This window comes from Pseudoprimorskyibacter insulae, from assembly GCF_900302505.1.
GTDB lineage: Bacteria > Pseudomonadota > Alphaproteobacteria > Rhodobacterales > Rhodobacteraceae > Pseudoprimorskyibacter > Pseudoprimorskyibacter insulae.
Genome location: NZ_OMOJ01000002.1, coordinates 576,410 through 594,884 on the forward strand (window position 1 = coordinate 576,410; position 18,475 = coordinate 594,884).

Genomic DNA, 18,475 nt, shown 5'->3' on the forward strand with positions numbered 1-18,475 from the left:
GATGGTTTCGTGAGTGGTCTTAGCCGAACAGGAAGTGCCCGCTCAGATCCGAGAAGTTGACATCATCCACTTGCAGGATGTCGCCATCGCCAAAGTCGAAGATCACATCGCGGTCGTCTTCGATGACAAAGGCCTGCGCCTCGGCCTCGGATGTGATGTTGGCAAAAGCCAGTAGCAGTTTGTCATTGCCGTCGCCAAAGTCCCGGATCCGGTCGCTGCCCGCCCCGGCGGTAAAGACAAAGGTGTCGTTGCCAGACCCGCCATCGAGCGTATCGTTGCCCGACCCGCCGAACAGCAGGTCATTGTCATTGCGCCCATCGATATTGTCATCGCCAGAGCCGCCAATGATGGTGTCGTCGCCGTCATAGCCATCCAGCGTGTCATTGCCTTCGCGGCCTTCGATCCGGTTGTCGGCGTCATTGCCGTTGATGTCGTTGTTCAGCGCATTGCCCCAGACGTCGGCGGCGTCGTCAGTATCAAAGCGGCCAAAGTCCAGATCGGCCCCCATGATAAAGCTGGCATCGCCGCGACCATAGTCCGCCGTGCCTGCGATGCCTTCGACGACCAGGATGTCACCCGGCAGGGTTTCCGACCAATCGCCGGAGGCGGCAAAGCTGTCGGTGATCGCTGCCAGCTCATCCCCGCCTGTGCCGGTGGTGTCGTTTCCGGTGCCAGTGGTGTCTTCTCCGGTTCCCGTTGTGTCGTTCCCGGTGCCGGTTGTGTCTTCACCGGTGCCCGTTGTGTCGTTTCCGGTGCCGGTTGTGTCTTCGCCGGTTCCCGTCGTGTCGTTCCCGGCGCCCGCCGTATCATCACCCGTGCCAGTCGTGTCCGAGCCAGCCACGGCCGCATCATAGGCGGCCAGAAGGTCCGCATCGGCGACCGTCACATCGGCAAAGACAAAGGTTTCGAAGTTCTTGGCCAGCGTGGTTTCGCCGTTCAGGCTGACCATGCGGCTGGACGATCCGGTGATGGTGTAATCGGCGATATTGCCGGTGAAGATGATGGTGTCATCGCCCCCTTCACCATCGACAGTATCATTGCCAGTGCTGGCCAGAACGGTGTCATTGTCATTGCCGCCCTTGATGGTGTCGTTTCCGGTGCCGCCGAACAGCAGGTCATTGCCGCCCGCGCCTTCCAGCAGGTCATTGCCATCGTCGCCAAGCAAAGTGTCATCACCGCCGCGCGCGAACATGCGGTCATCGCCAGCGCCGCCCTCAAGCCGGTTGCCACCGTCGTTGCCCAACATGTTGTTGTCCATGGTGTTGCCAAAGGCGTCGAGGTCGGTCTGGTTTGAGAACTCCATCGCGTCCAGATCGGTGCCCATGACAAAGCTGACGTCCGAGGCGTGCCGATCCCACCAACTTGCCCCCGCGATCGTGGACAGGCCAGTCTGGTCGCCATTTTCGAAGACAGAGAGGTCGTAAGTCGTGTCGGTTCCCGATCCGTCGGTCGTGTCGGTGCCCGATCCGTCAGTTGTGTCGGTGCCGGACTCATCGGTTGTGTCGGTGCCGGACCCGCCGGTCGTGTCGGTGCCCGATCCGTCAGTCGTGTCGGTGCCCGATCCGTCGGTTGTGTCAGTGCCGGACCCGTCGGTTGTGTCGGTTCCCGATCCGTCGGTTGTGTCGGTTCCCGATCCGTCGGTTGTGTCAGTGCCCGATCCGTCGGTTGTGTCAGTGCCCGATCCGTCGGTTGTGTCTGTGCCCGATCCGTCGGTTGTGTCAGTGCCGGACCCGTCGGTTGTGTCAGTGCCGGACCCGTCGGTGGTGTCGGTGCCGGACCCATCGGTGGTGTCAGTGCCCGATCCGTCGGTTGTGTCTGTGCCGGACCCGTCAGTCGTGTCGGTTCCCGATCCATCGGTGGTGTCTGTGCCCGATCCATCGGTTGTGTCTGTGCTCGATCCGTCGGTTGTGTCAGTGCCAGATCCGTCGGTTGTGTCATTGGCAACGGCGTCGGTCCACGCGGTCATCAGGTCGGTTGCTGCGATCAGCGTGCCGTCGAAGACGAAATTCTCAACGCTGTTCGTGGTGGTCGTCCCTTCGGCGTTGCTGATAACAAAGCCGCCGCCCGTTTCCGAGATCGTGTAGTTGGCCAATGCGCCGATGAAGATCACCGTGTCGATATCGCCTTCGCCGTTGATCTGGTCCACGCCGCCGCTTGCCAGAATGACGTCATCGCCATTGCCCGCGTCAATTGTATCGTCGCCCAGATCGCCGAACAGCGCGTCATTCTGGTTGCCGCCATCAAGGTAGTCATTGCCTTCGCCGCCCAAAAGCGTGTCACTGCCGCCCTTGCCGAAGATCCGGTCATCGTCGCCGTAACCTTCCATCCGGTTGGCGTTGTCATTGCCGATCATGTTGTTGTCGAGCGCGTTTCCCACAACATCCAAATCCGAACCGGCGGCAAACTGCATCGCGTCCAGCAACGGCCCCATCACAAAGCTGACCGAGGCGTTCTCCCGTTCCCAACCGGTGGTTCCGTCGATGGTGGTCATGCCAGTGGTGTCCATCGGCGACCAGTCAATGTCAGATCCGGGGATCGTGCCGGGGTCATTGGCCCCGCCGGTGGTGTCATTGCCTGTGCCGGTCGTGTCCGTGCCGGACCCGTCCGTGGTGTCCGATCCGTCGCTGCCGTCGATCACAGTACCTTGATCGGGGCGCGGGGTCGGGTCGGGCAGGACGATTGCGCCGGGGTCGGCAGCCAAATCGGTGGCCATGTCCAGCAGCGTGTCATCGGTGACCGTCCCATCGGCAAAGGTGAACTTTTCCACCGTGTTGAACCGGGTCGTCGCGCCGTCCTTGGTCAGGAACAGATCGCCGCCCCATTGCTGAACCGTGTAATCGGCCAGCGCACCGGTCAGGATCACCGTGTCGGTGCCGCTATTGCCGATGATCGTGTCCTGCCCGCCCGAGGCATAGACCGTGTCATTGCCAGAGCCGGTGTCGATCAGGTCATCGCCAATGTTGGTGTGCACGATATCTGAGCTGTCGACAGTCTGAATGAACGATCCGTCCGCGTGGCTATAGACATCATCGGCCTTGTTCGAGGCGACCAGTTCACGGAAATAGATATCGTTGGTCGCCGGGTCCGTCGGCGCACCCCAGCGTTCGCCGGGGTTATAGTAGGTGGCAGTCGACATATAGGATTGTTCCGCGCCAAGGCGGATCATAGCGTCAACCGTCACCGTGTTGTTCTGGTCGCGCCCGCCGTGGAAGTTGACGTCGCGATTGGTCCAGTCCACCTGCACCGTATTGCCACTGGCCGAGGTGTAGGAGGCAAAGATCACCGCATGGCGGACATTGACGATGTCCAGCCCGGTGAATTCGCTGTCATAGACATCGCGCAGCCACAGCGCATAGCCATTGCCGCCGCCGCCCTTGTTATGAGTGCCGTCCATGCGGAAATCGGTGACGGTGACATCGGTGCTTCCGGCAAAGGTGATGCCGTGCGAAATCGCCTCATCAATGCGTAGATCGGTCAGGACGGCCTCGGTCACGCCGCCCATCATGATCATCATATGGCCCTGACCGGCCTTGGTGTTGTTGAAGTTCGACGCGACGGACTCGCCATAGGGGCCTTCCATGCGGAACCCGGTCAGGGTGTTGCCTTCCAGAATCTTGCGAGTCTGAACTTCAGAAATCGCCGGGTCATAATCGAAGGTCAGGGGGGAATCGAAGGTGATGTCATCGCCATTCACCTCAGTCACTTCGACAAGGATCGTGCGCAGGTCTTTGTCTTTGCGCCACGACGTGTCGCCGATTTCGTTCAGGAATTCGGTCGTGTTTTCCTGCGTGATGTAGATGAAGTCGCCCACAGCGATGGAATGGCCCGCATCCACCGTGATGGTGGTGTCGCCAACCGATGCCGCCTGTGCCAACCCGGTGGTGGCCAGAATTTCGGGCTTGTGCAGTTCGTGGCCCACCTGAATGCCTGGCGCGGTGCCAAGGCCCGAGGGCACGGTGATTGTGGTCAGGTTGCTGCCTGCGCCAATAAGCGAGACAAAGGATTTGCCGATAACGACGGTATCTTCGAAGTGATAGGTTCCTTCCTGCAAACGAAATGTTGTGTGTTCGCTCGCAGAATCAATCATAGATTGCAATTGCGCAGCAGTCGTGCCCAAAGGCACGTCGACGATCACGTCGGCCATGTGTCATTCCCCCAGAAATGTATCAGGCCCCCGAGTGGCAGCTCGGGAGTCGCAGCAGCAGTGCCGACACTTGGCAACTATGTGTCGGCTGAGTCATCTATGGGTTGTGTTTGGGAAGCGCTCAGGTCGCGGATTTTGACGTCAGCGACAGATTGGCAGCAGAGTGCATTCCCAGCGCAACCCCTTGCGCTCAACCCTTACGATAGCCAAGATTATCGTTAGATCAAGAGACAAAAACAACTTATCGACGTGATTGCGCCACCTTACAGGACGATTTTGATGTGATTTTCACATTGTTGTCACATTTCAAACATGTGAATTTGGGGCCGCTAGGGAGTCTGTTTGAACCACTTTATGTGGCAATTTGAAATGCGTCGGCGACGCTGCCGCTCCGATGGGCGGCGAATATGCATTTATAATCAATGCACTATATCGGCCCTTCGTTTGCTGCGTCTGGTTGGGGCGAAAGCGTTCTGCGCAAGGTGGATCGCTTAGGTACGGATCGGGCTTTTCTGGAAACAATAGTGGCCGACTCGCCTTTTGCGGGTGCCGAGTTTCTGTGCTGGTGATGGCTTACCGGGCGCGGTGTGCGCCGTAAGCGACAGAAGGTGCAGCTTAGAGGGATATTTTCATCCGTCGATGACACTTCGCCTCTGGGTTGATTCGCGGGTCGCTTAAGCCCTATTCGCCAGACGCGGGTTCACTCTACATGATCGGGCAGGCGGTACTGTTTGGTTTTGCAGTCGGGGGCCAGCTCGATATAGCCCATATCCAGAAGCCGTTTCAGGCTGCGGTGGAATGTTGCGTGTTTCATCTCGGAAATCGCACGGTCACGGCGCACGGCGTCGGATGTCACGATCCCTGAGCCTTCGGTCTGAGAAGCCGCGGAATGAAAAGCGTAAAGGACATCGCGTTCGTTCCGGGACAAATCGTCCAGGCCCATGTCTTTTTCCATCTGCCAAAGGGCCGACCGCAATTTTGCCAGCCCAGTGAGCGGCGACATCTCAATACCTTCCAAAAATCACTTGTTCCGTATTGGTAGAAATCAAAAGCCTATGAGGCAAGCGTTTTGAGCCGCTAGGCGGGCGCGTTTAGCGGGTATTCTGGCACGCCAATTCCCCGAAAATCTGCGCGGACTCTCTTTTCAATAGTTTCCGTGGATACAGTGCGCGGGTGCCAGCCCCCGTCATATTTCTTTGGTGGAATGTCCAAAACAAACGTCGGCAAGGCATCTCGGCCTTTTGGGGTGGTTGTATCGAAGGCAAGTCCGCCGAACTGTTGGAAAAATCGTTTCCATTTCCGGCGTAGATTGTTGGCATTGGCACGGGATTTTCCATTTGGTTTGCCGGGCAATGGTACACGCAATGGAACGGAAAACACGCGCCCCCATGTGTTGGAGGACGCGTGCCTAATTCATTCAATCAGTATCGAACTGATATTTATTTTTTGTCGAGGTATTAGGCGAGCAAATTGAACGTTTCACCACCGATAAGCAGATTAATCTCAGACTGGGCGCCGCCATCCACCAGCGCCCACAGAATTGTCTGCGTGGGTTTGTAGATGACGAAGGCCTCGGTCACGCCTGCAACGCCTGCGTTCGGCGTTTCGGTAAAGTTGACCTGGAACTGGTCGGCGGTGCCTGCCGCGCCGAACTGCAAAACGTCGCCATCAGCTGCATTGTAGTCCTGAATCCAGTCCGACCCGTGGTTCACATTGCCGATATGGAAAAACCGGTCCGCGCCCGCGCCGCCGTTCACCCGGTCATACCCAAAGCCGCCGTTGATGAAGTCATCGCCATTGCCGCCAAAGATTTGATCCGACCAAGCCTGCCCGGTCAGTTCGTCATTGCCGTCGCCGCCAAGGATCAGGTCAACGCCAAAGCCGCCAATGATCGTGTCGGTGCCGGCGTCGCCGCGCAATTCGTCATTGCCATAGCCGCCGTCCAGATAGTCGTCGCCGTTGCCGCCATAAATTACGTCGCGCAGGTCATCCTCGCTCGTGCCGCCGACAAGGCTATCGTTGCCGTCGGCCCCAATCAGCGTGTCGGTGCCATCAAGGCCCAGCAGAGTATCATTGCCGATATCGCCGCGCAGCAGGTCATCGTTGGCCGTGCCCTCGATCAACTGATCGGACATCGGAACCGCGACGCTGGCAGAGGTCACGGTTTCCGAGGTGTAGAAGGTGTCCTGCACAGTGACAGCGACGCTGAGGTCCTTGCCGCCTTGGGCCGAGGTAATTTCGAAAGTCGCTTCGGTCGCGCCCGCGATTTCAACGCCATCAGCAAGCCACTGATAGCTGTAGCCACGAATTCCGTCTTCGTCCGAAAGGCCGGAAACATCCGCCGTGACGGTTTCGCCAACCTCTGCCGTGCCGGTGATGCTGGCCGCGCCGGTCAGCGGATCCTGTACGTTGTTGATCCGGGCGGCAAAGCCGCGCGTCACAACCTCGTCGGACAGGAAGCGGTCGGTAAAGCTATATTGAACCGACATCGTATGGTTCACGTCGGCTTGGGTCAGGGTGTAGCTTGCGCTGGTGGCACCTTCGATCGCCTCGCCGCTTCGCAGCCATTGGAACGTGGCATCTGCCGGGTCAAACCCGTCGGTGTCACTGACGGCGGAAACGTCTGCCGTTAGGATCGCGTCTTCGTAGGCGTCGCCGCCGATCGAAATATTGCCTGAGGCTTGATAGTTCCGCGCCGTGGACAGAAGCGTTAGCGTGCTGCCGTCATGCATGGTGATGACGCGGTCATTGCCCACTTGCTCAACGCTCAGCTGGTCCATCTCGGCGTCGGTAAAGGCGCTGAAGTCCAGCACGTCGCCGCTGCGGCTGTAGCCGCTGATGGTGTCATTGCCGAAGTCGCGGTCAAAGACGAAGGTCGTGGGATGCACCGACGATCCGTTGCTGATGAGTAGGTCATCGCCCGCGCCGCCGTTCAGCGTGTCGTTGCCCTGATAGCCGTCCAGTGTGTCATCGCCGCCACCGCCGTTGATGTAGTCATCGCCGGTGCTGGAATAGACGCTGTCGGCGGCTTGGGTGCCAATGAAGGTCACGCCATCCTGATTGTCGAGGTCGAAGTTGAAGAACGTGCTATAGCCGTTCACCCCGCTCAGGTCCAAATGGGTGACCCAGTCGAAGGACAGTTGCGTCCGGTCTGCGCCGATTAGCTCGACGCCAGCCGCGTCATCCAAGGTCAAGGACCGCACGCTGCTAGAGATGGTGTAATCGTCGAACATGAAGGTGTCGGTGCCGTCACCGCCGATCACGGTGTCATCACCACCGCCGCCATAGATCAGGTCGTCGCCTGCACCCGCATCAATCAGGTTGCTGTCGCCATCGCCATAGATCGTATCGTTGCCCGCGCCGGACACTAGGTTCTCCATCGCAATCAGTGCTTCGCGGGTCGTTCCGGTCATGTTCTGGGCATAGCCGCTGGCCAGTGACAGCACATGATCGTCGTCCGAGTTCAGGATCAGCGTATCGGCACCTTCGCCGCCATCGAACCGATCCACCCCGCGCGATCCGACGATCGTGTCGTCGCCGCTACCGGCGCGCACCCAATCGTCGGTGCCGTCATTGGTGACCAGTGAATCGTGACCCGCCGTGCCGTCGATGACGGTATAGTTCGTGACGTCGTTGTATGCGGTCCACTGAAGGTCGGCGCCTTGCTGCCAGAACGCCAGAATGCCATCATCGGTGGCCGCTGTGATGTTCAGGCCATTATTGCCGATGTCGTCGATATTGTGGGCCACCATGAACCAATCGCCCACGGTGCCGTCATCCGCGATGTAGACGGTTTGCGACGTGCTGCCGTACTGCTCGGACAAGGTGCCAGTGATCTGCGACAGCTCTGCCGACAGGTAGGCCCCACCGCCGGGCGCCGCGATCAGAGAGATCTGGCCAGCGGCATAGTCGAACCCGTCGGGCATCACGGTTTGCAGAGTGACCGCGCCGTCTTTGTACACGGCCAGTTTCAGGGTCTGGTCGTCTTTGTTGTAGAAGGCCGCCGCAAAGGCACCATCGCCCAGATAGGCGTATGCCGCGTCGTGCTGGATATAGTCGTCGGGGTCAGAGCTGAACAGCGTGATCAATTCGTCCTTCGCGGCAGCGCCGCTATCGGTGTCGAATGTGTAGGTCTGGGCCATCACCTCATAGATGGTGTTGTCATCCCGGTCGCGGGTGGTGTCGTTTTCGTAGAACACGACAAAGCCATCATCCGTGGCGGCGATCCCGAATTGGTCGGGGAAATTGCCGACATCAAGAAAGGTGCTGTCCTGAATTGCGCCGGTGCTCGGGTCGACCACAACCATCGTGTAGTTGCCCGCATAGCGCCCCTGATAGCCGATCAGCACGTTGCCATTGGCCAAGGTCGTGACCGTCTGGCCGTTGAGCGGGTCATAGGTGCCGCCCACCGGGTCTTGATAGATGATATGCGGGGTGTCTTCGCGCGCGGTGCCATCGGCATCAAACGTCGCCATGTACAGCGTTGTTTCGATCGACGGGCGGGACGATGCGACGGTGCTTTCGTTTTCGTCGAAGGTTTCGATCCAAGTCACCGCAAAACCGCCGCCTTGCAGCTTGGTCAGCTGCGGCGCCAGCGTCTGGGCCTGTTCGAAGGGATTGTAATAGGTGTACGTGCCCTCGCCAAAGGGCAGGGTTGTGGCGATCTCGGTGCCGGTATTGTCGAAGATCTTCACATAGATCTGGCCCGAGTCCACGTCCTGATAGCCGCGCGCGACGGTTCCGTCTTCAAGGCTGATCACAAGGCGGCTGTAGGACGTCACTTCGCCGGAGGACACATAGGCGCGGTCTTCGTCATTGGTTTTCACAAAACCCTTAGCGAAAAACGGCAGGCTGCCGGTGGTCAGGTCTTCGGTGGTGCCGTCCGGGTGCTGAAGCGTTTCAACATCGCGCAGCAGGGTGTTCCCGGCCTGAAACAGGTTGATGCCCGACAGGTATTGGAAATGCGACAGGCGGTGGGTGTAGCCATCGTACAGAATCGGGTCGACTTCGGTCACGGCGAAATAGGGGTTGCGGTCGGTGTGGGTCTGACCGCTGGCCAGTTCAACAACCACGGTGTCGTCGCCCGCGCCCCCATCCACACGTTTGATCCAGCCGTATTGCATCGCTTCGACCATGATGGTGTCTTCGCCGTCATTGGTGTTCAGAATGTCCGTGCTGGTCATGTCGGAGGACTGAAAAACATCGTTCAGATTCGTGCCGATTTTGGTGGCCATGATGTGTCCTTTCGGTCCGGGGCAGTGTCGCGGCGGCGCGCGCAAATTGGAGGGGGCAAAGAGGCAAGCCGATTGGCTTGATTTATTTCAAGGATTGGAATTTTTCGATTTTCTTGATTGGGCGGATCGGGCCATCGGCATTGGAATTCTTGCCGATGGGCTGCGTAGAATGCGAAAACGCGGAGAATGGCGTAACGCATAGGAATGAAAGGATGTTTCCAAACACAATCCAAAATCCCTTTTTGCAACGGCCAAGTGACACTTGCCGCATTGGTTTCTGATTTTTGCAAAAAAGACGATCCTGCCCGAAAATCGGGCGCCGCGCAAACAGCACGGAAATCACGTACACGAAAACTACTGGGCTCAAAGAACCATGTTTCATGTGCGATGGCAACAATCTAGCCAGCGATTACGCTGTCATATACCGATCAAATCTATTGGAGATTTGGTGGAGCCAAGGGGAGTCGAACCCCTGACCTCTTGCATGCCATGCAAGCGCTCTCCCAACTGAGCTATGGCCCCGAACCGTGTCGTGCGTTTAAGCAACTGCGCGGGCGGGATCAAGTCGAAAAACCCCGCCTCGCAAACTTTTTTCGGATCAGACGTCGTCGTCTTCCGAAGCGACGTCGGCGATGTCGTCAAGCGACACGTTTTCGTCATCGTCATCGTCTTCCAGAACATCATCGCCCAGATCGACATCAACGTCATCATCCAACACATCGTCATCATCGATGTTCGATGCTTTGGCTTTGGCTTTTGCGGTCACCGCGTCTTCGGCGTCGGCGGCAATCATGCGCGCTTTCTGCGATTCGAACTCGACCACCTCGCCGGTGTACGGGCTGACGATCGGGTTGCGGTTCAGGTCATAAAACCGCTTGCCGGTCGTCGGGCAAACGCGTTTTGTGCCCCATTCTTCTTTGGGCATGGGTAATTCCCTTTTTCTGTTGTCTTGTCGACGATCGAGGCCACCTGCCATATCATGACGGATGTGTCAAAGCATTTGGCGGAATGGCAGCAAAGAGGCACTGTATATGGGCGAGTTAGAGCTTCCGGGCAACCCTCCGATCGCACTTGTTGTGCGTCGGTCGGCGCGGGCGCGTCGGATCAGTCTGCGGCTATCGCAGCTGGACGGGCGTGTGACGCTGACATTGCCGCAGCGATTGCCGCTGGATGAGGGGTTGGAGTTCGCCCGCGAAAAGGAACAATGGCTGCGCGATCACCTTCAGGCACAGGGCGCAGTCCGTCAGGTCGGCATCGGCGAGGCGGTTCCTTTGGAAGGGCGCATGGTGCCGGTCGTTGCGGGGCAGGGGCGGCGCGTGGTCGATACGGGCGATGCGCTGGCGGTGCCGGGGGCAGCCGATCAGGTGGCCAAACGGCTTGAGGCCTACCTCAAGCAACGTGCCCGTGACCGGCTGGCCGAAGCCTCTGACCACTATGCCGCCAAGCTGGGGCGCCCTTACACACGCCTGACGCTGCGCGATACGCGGTCCCGCTGGGGGTCGTGTAGCGCTGATGGCAAGCTGATGTATTCGTGGCGTTTGGTCTTGGCCCCGGCTTGGGTGCTTCGCTATGTGGCGGCGCATGAGGTCGCCCATCTGGCCGAGATGAACCATTCGCAGCGCTTCTGGGATGTGGTCACCGATCTTTACGGGCCATGGAAGGATGCGCGCGGGTGGCTGCACGAAAACGGCGCTGATTTGCATCGGTATCGCTTCGGCAATTGACGGCCCGCAGGTTTGTGATCACATTCGCCCTATGCTAGCGACTCAACGCCCTGCGGATTCCGCCTCTTCTGCCCATGATCGCGTCTATCGCGGTCTGCGCAGCCGTATCATGTTTGGTGAAATCCGCCCCGGTCAGGCCTTGACCCTGCGCGGGATCGGCAAGGAATTCGACGTGTCGATGACCCCCGCGCGTGAAGCGGTGCGCCGTCTGGTGGCCGAAGGGGCGTTGACCCTGTCCAGTTCGGGCCGCGTGTCCACGCCAGAGCTTAGCTCAGACCGGCTCGAAGAATTGGCCGCGCTGCGGTCGCTGATTGAGGTAGAACTGGCCAGCCGCGCCCTGCCACGGGCGCATATGGCGTTGATTGATCGCCTTCAGTCCATCAATAGCGTGATCGGCGATGCCGTCGCCAACCAAGATGCGGTTGGCTATATCCGCTACAATCTGGATTTTCACCGCACGCTATACCTGCGGGCGCAGGCCCCGGCGATGTTGGCCATGGCGGAAACCGTCTGGCTGCAATTGGGACCGACCATGCGGGCGATGTACAGCCGGTTGCGCGGGAACGAGCCGCCAAAGTTCCACCGCCTGATCATCGCCGCGCTAAAGGCCGGGGATGAGCCCGGCCTGCGGCTTGCAGTGCGGTCGGACGTGACGCAGGGGCTGCGCCACCTCAGCAGCTTGGGCTTAGATCTCTAGGCCGCGCTTGCCCATCGACATGAATTTCTTGCGACGGTCGCGGATCAACGCTTCGGGCGATTTGTCGGAAAGGCCAGCCAGCAGCGCCTGAATGGTTTTGCCCACCTCGGCAATCGCCTGTTTGGCGTGTCGATGCGCACCGCCCGACGGTTCGGGAATGATCCGGTCGATCACACCCAGCGAATGCAGATCTTGCGCGGTCAGGCGCAGGGCCTCGGCGGCTTCACGCATCTTCTCGGCGTCTTTCCACAGGATCGACGCGCAGCCCTCGGGCGAAATGACCGAATAGACCGAATGTTCCAGCATCGCGACACGGTTCGCGGTGGCAAAAGCCACAGCGCCGCCAGATCCACCTTCGCCGATCACCACAGAAATCAGCGGCACGCCGATTTGCAGGCATTTTTCGGTCGAACGGGCAATCGCTTCGGACTGGCCACGTTCCTCGGCGCCTTTGCCGGGGTAGGCACCGGGCGTGTCGACCAGCGTGATTACGGGCAGGCGGAACCGGTCGGCCAGATCCATCAGGCGGATCGCCTTGCGATAGCCTTCGGGGCGCGCCATGCCGAAGTTATGGGTGATGCGGCTTTGGGTGTCGTTGCCCTTTTCATGGCCGATCACCACAACCGGTTTGTCGTGGAACCGAGCAATGCCGCCCATCACGGCGTGGTCATCGGCAAAGTTCCGATCCCCGGCCAGCGGTGTGTATTCGGTGAACAGCGCATCGATGTAGTTTTTACAATGCGGGCGTTCGGGGTGGCGGGCCACCTGACATTTGCGCCACGGCGTCAGCTTTTTGTAAAGGTCGATCAGCATGGCGTCGGCCTTGGTGTCCAGCGCCTTTGCTTCGGCCTCGATATCCATATCCTCGTTGGTCCGCGCCATTGTGCGCAGTTCTTCTGCCTTGCCTTCAATTTCAGCCAAGGGTTTTTCGAAGTCGAGGTAATGTGTCATCGCGTCGCTCTCTTAACGTTGTGGCGTATATGGCGTGGGTTTGGCCCGGATGCAACAAAGCTTGATGCACGGGCGGCGCTTGATGCGAAATTCCCGGTGGGTTTCCCATTGACCGACACTTGCGATCTGACTTCAACTGATGGCGAATTTTGATCAGAGGTTTTGTCATGCATCCTGTTTCCATTTGCGAGCTTCCAGAGCAGCGCTATTTGGGTTTGATTCACACCGGCCCCTATCCGACGATCAGTTCGACCTTTGTTAAAGCCTTGGATGCGGTCACTGCGCACAATCTTTGGCCGCAGGCCAAGGCGGTTATGGCGACCTATTTCGACGATATGACACAGGTCGCACCCGAAAAACTGCGCAGTCTGGCAGGGATTTTTGTCGATCCTGGCGTTGCCGTTCCTGAAGGCATGACAGATGGTTATGTGGCGGGCGGGCGCTATGCCAAGATGGTCTATACCGGGCCTTACAGTGGGATCAGCCAAGCCTACGGCGACTTGTACGGCACGTGGATGGCGCAGAACGGCGAAACGCCAAGTTATGGGCCTTCGTTTGAGATTTATCCCAACTCGCCCAGTGACACGCCCGAAGATCAGTTGATCACCGAGATCTACGCGCCGCTTAGCTCAAAGCCCTAGCAGCACCGGAATCATCGACGCGATCAGAAGCGCGGCCATGGTCCAGTTGAACAAGCGTAGACGAACCGGGTTGGCCAATAGCCGCCCGACGTTTTCGCCGATCACCACCCAAGTGGTGGTCGATGCGCTGCCGGTCAGGACATAGGCGAAGGCGATCAGGGCCACTGCGGCCACTTCGCGCCCATGGGCATAAAGCGAAATCGCCCCGAGCGCCATGGCCCAGCCTTTGGGGTTTACCCATTGAAAGGCCGCCGATTGCAGGAAGGTCAGAGGCTTGCCAACGGCTTTGCCCTCTTTCGGGGCACCGGATTGGGCGATCTTCCACGCCAGATAGACCATGTACAGGATCGAGGCGACCTTCAGCACGGTTTGCAGGGGTGGCCAGATTTCAAACAGTTGCATCACCCCCAGACCGACCAGCATAATCATCGCCGGAAAGCCAAGAATGATGCCAAGCATATGCGGGAAGGACCGGCGCAGCCCATAGTTGGCGCCTGATGCCATCAGCATCAGGTTGTTCGGGCCGGGCGAAAACACGGTCACAGCAGAGAAGGTCAGAAGGGCGAGAAGAAGATCGAGTGTCATTTGGACAATATTGCGCTAAGTTCGCTGCATGAAATTGCGAATTTCACCAATTTGCGCATCTGGATGCAATAAATGTCTGAAATTGACGAAATTGACCGCAAGATATTGCGTGAGCTAACCCGCGATGGTCGGCAAAGCAATCTGGCCTTGGCGGACCGGGTTGGGCTGTCGCCCTCGGCTTGCTTGCGCCGGGTGGCGGCGCTTGAAAAATCGGGGGTTATCAAGGGCTATCGCGCGGTGTTGAACCCCGATCAGGTCGGCGCGGGCTTTGTGGTCTATGTGATGGTCGGGCTGAACCTGCACACCCGCGACTCGCAGCACGCGTTTGAAAAGGCGATCTCGCGCAGTCCTGAGGTGCGCGAATGCCATAACGTGACGGGCACCGTAGAATATCTGCTACGGATCGAGGCGGCGGATCTGGCCGCGTACAAGGTGTTCCATACCGAAGTGCTGGGCACGCTTCCGCAGGTGCATTCCATCACGTCATACGTTGTCATGGGCTCGCCCAAGGATGAACGTGCCTAGGGTCTAGGCGCGCATCAGGTCCGGCAGATCGCCCGTGATCCCCGCGGCTTCGCGTAGCGCCCCGCGCCGCAGGGACGGAACCGCGTTGACCAGCCCCATGCCGATGTCACGGCCAAGCCGCAGCAAGGGGTTGTCGTTGGAAAACAGGCGGTTGAACAGGTCTGTCGCGGTGGCCAGTGTGGCGGTATCAAACCGCCGCCATTGTTCGTACCGAGCCAGAACTTGTGGCAGGGTGAAATCTTCGCCGCGCCGCTGGGCATGCGTGATGACATGCGCCAGCGCGGCCACATCGCGCAGACCGGCGTTCAGGCCCTGACCCGCAATCGGGTGCATCCCATGCGCCGCATCGCCCACCAGCGCCAAACGGTCGCCAACAAAGCTATTGGCCAGCGTCAGGTTCAGCGGATAGGTGAAACGCTTGCCCGCCAGTTCGATCTTGCCCAGAAAATCGCCAAAGCGCGGGCGCAGCACGTCCATGTAGGCATCATCGGGCAGGGCGTTGATTTGTTGTGCCGTCGCGGTCCGCTCGCTCCAGACGATCGAGCTTTGGTTGCCGGGCAGCGGCAGAATGGCCAACGGGCCGGGCGGCATAAAGAACTGATGCGCCACGCCGTTGTGCGGCAATTCGTGCGAAATGGCGCAGACCAGCGCGGTCTGGCCGTAATCCCATCCGGTGCGCCGAATGCCTGCGCGGGCGGCGGTGCCAGACGAACGGCCATCCGCGCCAACAATCAGGCGGGCGGCAATCGTGTCGCCATTGGCCAAGGTCAGCGTTGCGCCTTCTGGGGTGACATCCTGCGCGACAACTGTCTGACCGCTCAGATGGTCGATCAGGTCTGCATCGCTCATCGCTTGCAGCAACCGGCGACGCAGGAACCGATCTTCCAGCATAAAGCCCATGGGGCCTTCTTCGATTTCCGCCGAATCGAAGTGCAGGCCCAGAAACACGCGGCTGTCGCCCACGCGCCCGTCTGTCACTTTGATCTCATGCATCGCTTGCGCGTGTTCGGCCAGATCGCCCCAAAGGCCCAAGGCGGCCAGCATCCGCTTGGATGATAGCGCCAGCGCATAGCCGCGCCCGTCAAATTCGGCCCCGCTGCGAACCGGTTCGGGCAGGGCGTCAATCACAATGCTGCTGAGGCCCGCACGGGCCACCGCAAGGGCAAGCGCGGGACCGTTCAGGCCGCCGCCGACAATGGCGATATCATAGCGTTTGGTCATGGGCTGAACTATGGTGCTCTGCCCGGCATTGTCCATGCGCTGCGCTGCCGCTACCCTGCAAAAAATCGTCAGCGGAGGATGGCATGGCCGATTGGACTGGGAAAAGCGCAGCAGAGCTGGGGCGTGGGATCGAAGCCGGGGACACCGACCCGCGTGATTTGACCGAATCCTTCCTTGAGGCCATTGCCGGGGCCGAAGTCGCGCCGCGAATCTACGCCCGCCTGACCGAAACCCGCGCCCGTGCCGAAGCCGCCGCCGCGGCGGAACGGGCCAAGCTGGGACTGCGTCGGTCGCCCTTGGACGGTGTGCCGATCAGCTGGAAAGACCTGTTCGATACGGCGGGATGCGCGACCGAAGCCGGGTCGGCCTTGCTTAAGGGCCGCGTGCCGGATGCCGATGCCGAGGTTCTGCGCAATGCGACCGCCATGGGTCTGGTGTGTTTGGGCAAGACGCATATGTCTGAACTGGCCTTTTCCGGGCTGGGCCTGAACCCGGTCACCGCAACGCCGCCTTGTGTGAACGATGCCGGTGCGGTGGCTGGCGGATCATCGTCTGGCGCGGCGACCTCGGTGGCGTTTAGGCTGGCTGCGGCGGGCATTGGCTCTGATACGGGCGGTTCGGTGCGCATTCCGGCGGGCTGGAACGATCTGGTGGGCTTGAAAACCACTGCTGGGCGGGTGCCACTGACGGGCACCGTGCCGCTGGCCACCAAGTTTGACACCATTGGCCCCCTGACGCGCACGGTTGAGGATGCCGCACTGCTGCTGGCGGCGCTTGAGGGTGGAAAAGCCGCCGATTTGGCCGGTGCACCCGATGCATCACAGCTGCGGTTTGCCGTGCTGAAAACCATCGCGCTTGACGATCTGCGCGATGCGCCGAATGCCGCCTTTGCCTCGGCAATCGAACGGTTGGAGCGTGCAGGCGCTCAGATCACCTATATTGACGCCCCCGAGGTTGAAGGGCCAATGGCCGATGCCGCGCTGCTCTATACGAGTGAGGCATGGGGGATTTGGTCTGACACCATCGAAAACGCGCCCGACTTGCTGTTCCCGCCGATCCTTGAACGGTTCCGGGCGGGCGGCGCGTTCAAGGCCAGTGACTATGTGGCGGCTTGGATCCGGCTGGAGCGGATGCGCGCAACCTGGGCGGCACGGGTCGCGGGCTTTGATGCGGTGCTGACGCCGACTGCGCCGAACCTGCCGCCGCAAGTGGACAAGCTGATGGAGCAGGGTGACTATTACGTCACCGAAAACCTTCTGACGCTTCGCAATACTCGCATCGGCAACCTGACGGGCGGCTGTGCGATCACCCTGCCAACGGGTGTTCCAAGCTGCGGCTTGCAGTTGATCGGCCCCGCAATGGGCGAGTCGCGGCTGCTGCGCGTGGCGACCTCGGTAGAGCGGGCGTTGCGCTAATAAGCGTTCAGAATTCATAAGAAAAACACAGTTGCGGCATTCTGGCCACAGATGCGGCAATGGCGTCCGTTTTTCTGGACGAAGTGGATGGCTGCGCGTATCCTCGGGGGAAACGGGGCGAAAAACGACCCCGAACCTTGAGGCGACATGGCAAACTATCCTGAGCGGTTTTCGAACCTACCGCTATACGCATTCCCGCGTCTGCGCGCGCTGCTTGACTCGCATGAGCCCGGCGGCCCGATCGTTCACATGACGATCGGAGAGCCCAAGCACGCATTCCCGTCATGGGTGCGCGATGAGATTGCCGAAGCCTCTGCTGAATTTGGGAAATACCCGCCGAACGACGGCTCGCCCGAATTGCTGGCCGCCATCGCAGCATGGCTTGAACGGCGCTATGGCGTGCAGGTCGATCCTGGCACGCAGATTATGGCGCTGAACGGCACGCGCGAAGGGCTGTACAACGCCGCGATGGCGCTTTGCCCGGAAACCAAGAACGGCAAACAGCCCAACATCCTGATGCCGAACCCGTTCTATCAGGTCTATATGATCGGCACGATGACCGCCGGTGCGCGGCCTGTTTTTGTCAATGCTACCGCCGAAACCGGGCACTTGCCTGATTTCAGCGCGGTCGCGAAGGACGTGCTGGACCAGACGGCGATGGTGTACATCTGTTCGCCCGCCAACCCGCAGGGCGCGATTGCCAGCCGGGACTACTGGGCAAACCTGATCCGTCTGGCGGAAAAGCACGATTTCCGCGTTCTGGCCGATGAATGCTATTCCGAGATTTACCGCGACACGCCGCCCGTTGGGGCCTTGCAAGTCGCCCGCGAGATTGGTGCGGACCCAGAGCGTGTGGTGATTTTCCATTCGCTGTCCAAGCGGTCCAATCTGCCGGGCCTTCGGTCGGGGTTTGTCGCGGGCGGGCCGGAAACGCTCCGGTATATCAAGCAGTTGCGGTCCTACTCCGGTGCGCCGCTGCCCCTGCCGATTGACCGCGTGTCGGCGCGGGTTTGGTCGGACGAAGACCACGTGACCGCCAGCCGCGACCTTTACCGCGAAAAATATGCGGCGGCGGATCAGATCTTTGCCGGGCTGCCGGGCTATCTGTCGCCTGCGGCTGGGTTTTTCCTGTGGTTGCCCGTCGAAGACGGTGAAGCGGCCGCAATGAAACTATGGACACAGACAGGCGTGCGGGTTCTGCCCGGCGCGTATCTGTCGCGCGATACCTCGGCCGGGAACCCCGGCACGGGCTATATCCGGGTCGCTATGGTGGCCCCAATAAACGAGACGCAAGACGCGCTTATCAAGCTGCGTGATTGCTTGTACGGATAGGACGAG

13 protein-coding genes and 1 tRNA gene are annotated in these 18,475 nt (G+C 59.9%); 6 read left to right on the forward strand and 8 right to left on the reverse strand.

What is annotated here, in order from left to right; all coding sequences use genetic code 11:
- Positions 1 to 19: 19 nt before the first annotated feature.
- The 5 genes from PRI8871_RS19555 to PRI8871_RS08265 form a co-directional block, all read right to left on the reverse strand.
- Positions 20 to 4,144: a calcium-binding protein gene (locus PRI8871_RS19555; protein ID WP_181389410.1), complete on the reverse strand. Its 4,125-nt coding sequence runs from the start codon at positions 4,142 to 4,144 to the stop codon at positions 20 to 22.
- Positions 4,145 to 4,844: 700 nt separating this feature from the next.
- Positions 4,845 to 5,147 carry a MarR family transcriptional regulator gene (locus PRI8871_RS08245; protein WP_108885912.1) on the reverse strand — a complete coding sequence of 101 codons (303 nt, stop codon included), beginning with the start codon at positions 5,145 to 5,147 and terminating at the stop codon, positions 4,845 to 4,847.
- Between the two features lie 454 nt (positions 5,148 to 5,601).
- Positions 5,602 to 9,378 carry a calcium-binding protein gene (locus PRI8871_RS08250; RefSeq protein WP_108885698.1) on the reverse strand — a complete coding sequence of 1,259 codons (3,777 nt, stop codon included), beginning with the start codon at positions 9,376 to 9,378 and terminating at the stop codon, positions 5,602 to 5,604.
- 446 nt (positions 9,379 to 9,824) lie between these two features.
- Positions 9,825 to 9,900: transfer RNA gene (locus PRI8871_RS08260), tRNA-Ala, on the reverse strand.
- 76 nt (positions 9,901 to 9,976) lie between these two features.
- Positions 9,977 to 10,303: a TIGR02300 family protein gene (locus PRI8871_RS08265; protein WP_108885700.1), complete on the reverse strand. Its 327-nt coding sequence runs from the start codon at positions 10,301 to 10,303 to the stop codon at positions 9,977 to 9,979.
- 106 nt (positions 10,304 to 10,409) lie between these two features.
- On the opposite strand from PRI8871_RS08265, the gene PRI8871_RS08270 reads away from it, so the two are divergent.
- The gene (locus tag PRI8871_RS08270; protein ID WP_108885701.1) at positions 10,410 to 11,102 is read left to right on the forward strand and encodes a M48 family metallopeptidase; all 693 of its coding nucleotides are present in this window, start codon (positions 10,410 to 10,412) and stop codon (positions 11,100 to 11,102) included.
- Between the two features lie 31 nt (positions 11,103 to 11,133).
- The gene (locus PRI8871_RS08275) at positions 11,134 to 11,799 is read left to right on the forward strand and encodes a GntR family transcriptional regulator (RefSeq protein WP_108885702.1); all 666 of its coding nucleotides are present in this window, start codon (positions 11,134 to 11,136) and stop codon (positions 11,797 to 11,799) included.
- Here the strand turns inward: PRI8871_RS08275 and PRI8871_RS08280 are convergent.
- On the reverse strand, positions 11,788 to 12,750 hold the full coding sequence (locus PRI8871_RS08280; protein WP_108885703.1) for an acetyl-CoA carboxylase carboxyltransferase subunit alpha: 963 nt from the start codon (positions 12,748 to 12,750) through the stop codon (positions 11,788 to 11,790). The two genes, PRI8871_RS08275 and PRI8871_RS08280, sit on opposite strands and share 12 nt — an antisense overlap.
- A gap of 167 nt (positions 12,751 to 12,917) precedes the next feature.
- Here PRI8871_RS08280 and PRI8871_RS08285 point away from each other — a divergent pair, with 167 nt between their 5' ends.
- Positions 12,918 to 13,391: an AraC family transcriptional regulator gene (locus PRI8871_RS08285; protein ID WP_108885704.1), complete on the forward strand. Its 474-nt coding sequence runs from the start codon at positions 12,918 to 12,920 to the stop codon at positions 13,389 to 13,391.
- Here PRI8871_RS08285 and PRI8871_RS08290 read toward each other — a convergent pair.
- The gene (locus PRI8871_RS08290; protein WP_108885705.1) at positions 13,380 to 13,976 is read right to left on the reverse strand and encodes a LysE family translocator; all 597 of its coding nucleotides are present in this window, start codon (positions 13,974 to 13,976) and stop codon (positions 13,380 to 13,382) included. The two genes, PRI8871_RS08285 and PRI8871_RS08290, sit on opposite strands and share 12 nt — an antisense overlap.
- 72 nt (positions 13,977 to 14,048) lie before the next feature.
- Between PRI8871_RS08290 and PRI8871_RS08295 the strand changes: the two genes are divergently transcribed.
- The gene (locus PRI8871_RS08295) at positions 14,049 to 14,501 is read left to right on the forward strand and encodes an Lrp/AsnC family transcriptional regulator (protein ID WP_108885706.1); all 453 of its coding nucleotides are present in this window, start codon (positions 14,049 to 14,051) and stop codon (positions 14,499 to 14,501) included.
- Between the two features lie 3 nt (positions 14,502 to 14,504).
- Here PRI8871_RS08295 and PRI8871_RS08300 read toward each other — a convergent pair whose 3' ends face one another.
- Positions 14,505 to 15,758, reverse strand: coding sequence for an FAD-dependent monooxygenase (locus PRI8871_RS08300; protein WP_108885707.1), 1,254 nt, complete (start codon positions 15,756 to 15,758; stop codon positions 14,505 to 14,507).
- A gap of 47 nt (positions 15,759 to 15,805) precedes the next feature.
- Here PRI8871_RS08300 and PRI8871_RS08305 point away from each other — a divergent pair, with 47 nt between their 5' ends.
- Together PRI8871_RS08305 and PRI8871_RS08310 are read left to right on the forward strand one after the other, a co-directional pair.
- The gene (locus tag PRI8871_RS08305; RefSeq protein WP_108885708.1) at positions 15,806 to 17,137 is read left to right on the forward strand and encodes an amidase; all 1,332 of its coding nucleotides are present in this window, start codon (positions 15,806 to 15,808) and stop codon (positions 17,135 to 17,137) included.
- A 147-nt stretch (positions 17,138 to 17,284) separates the two neighbouring features.
- On the forward strand, positions 17,285 to 18,469 hold the full coding sequence (locus PRI8871_RS08310) for an aminotransferase class I/II-fold pyridoxal phosphate-dependent enzyme (RefSeq protein ID WP_108885709.1): 1,185 nt from the start codon (positions 17,285 to 17,287) through the stop codon (positions 18,467 to 18,469).
- Positions 18,470 to 18,475 lie beyond the last annotated feature (6 nt).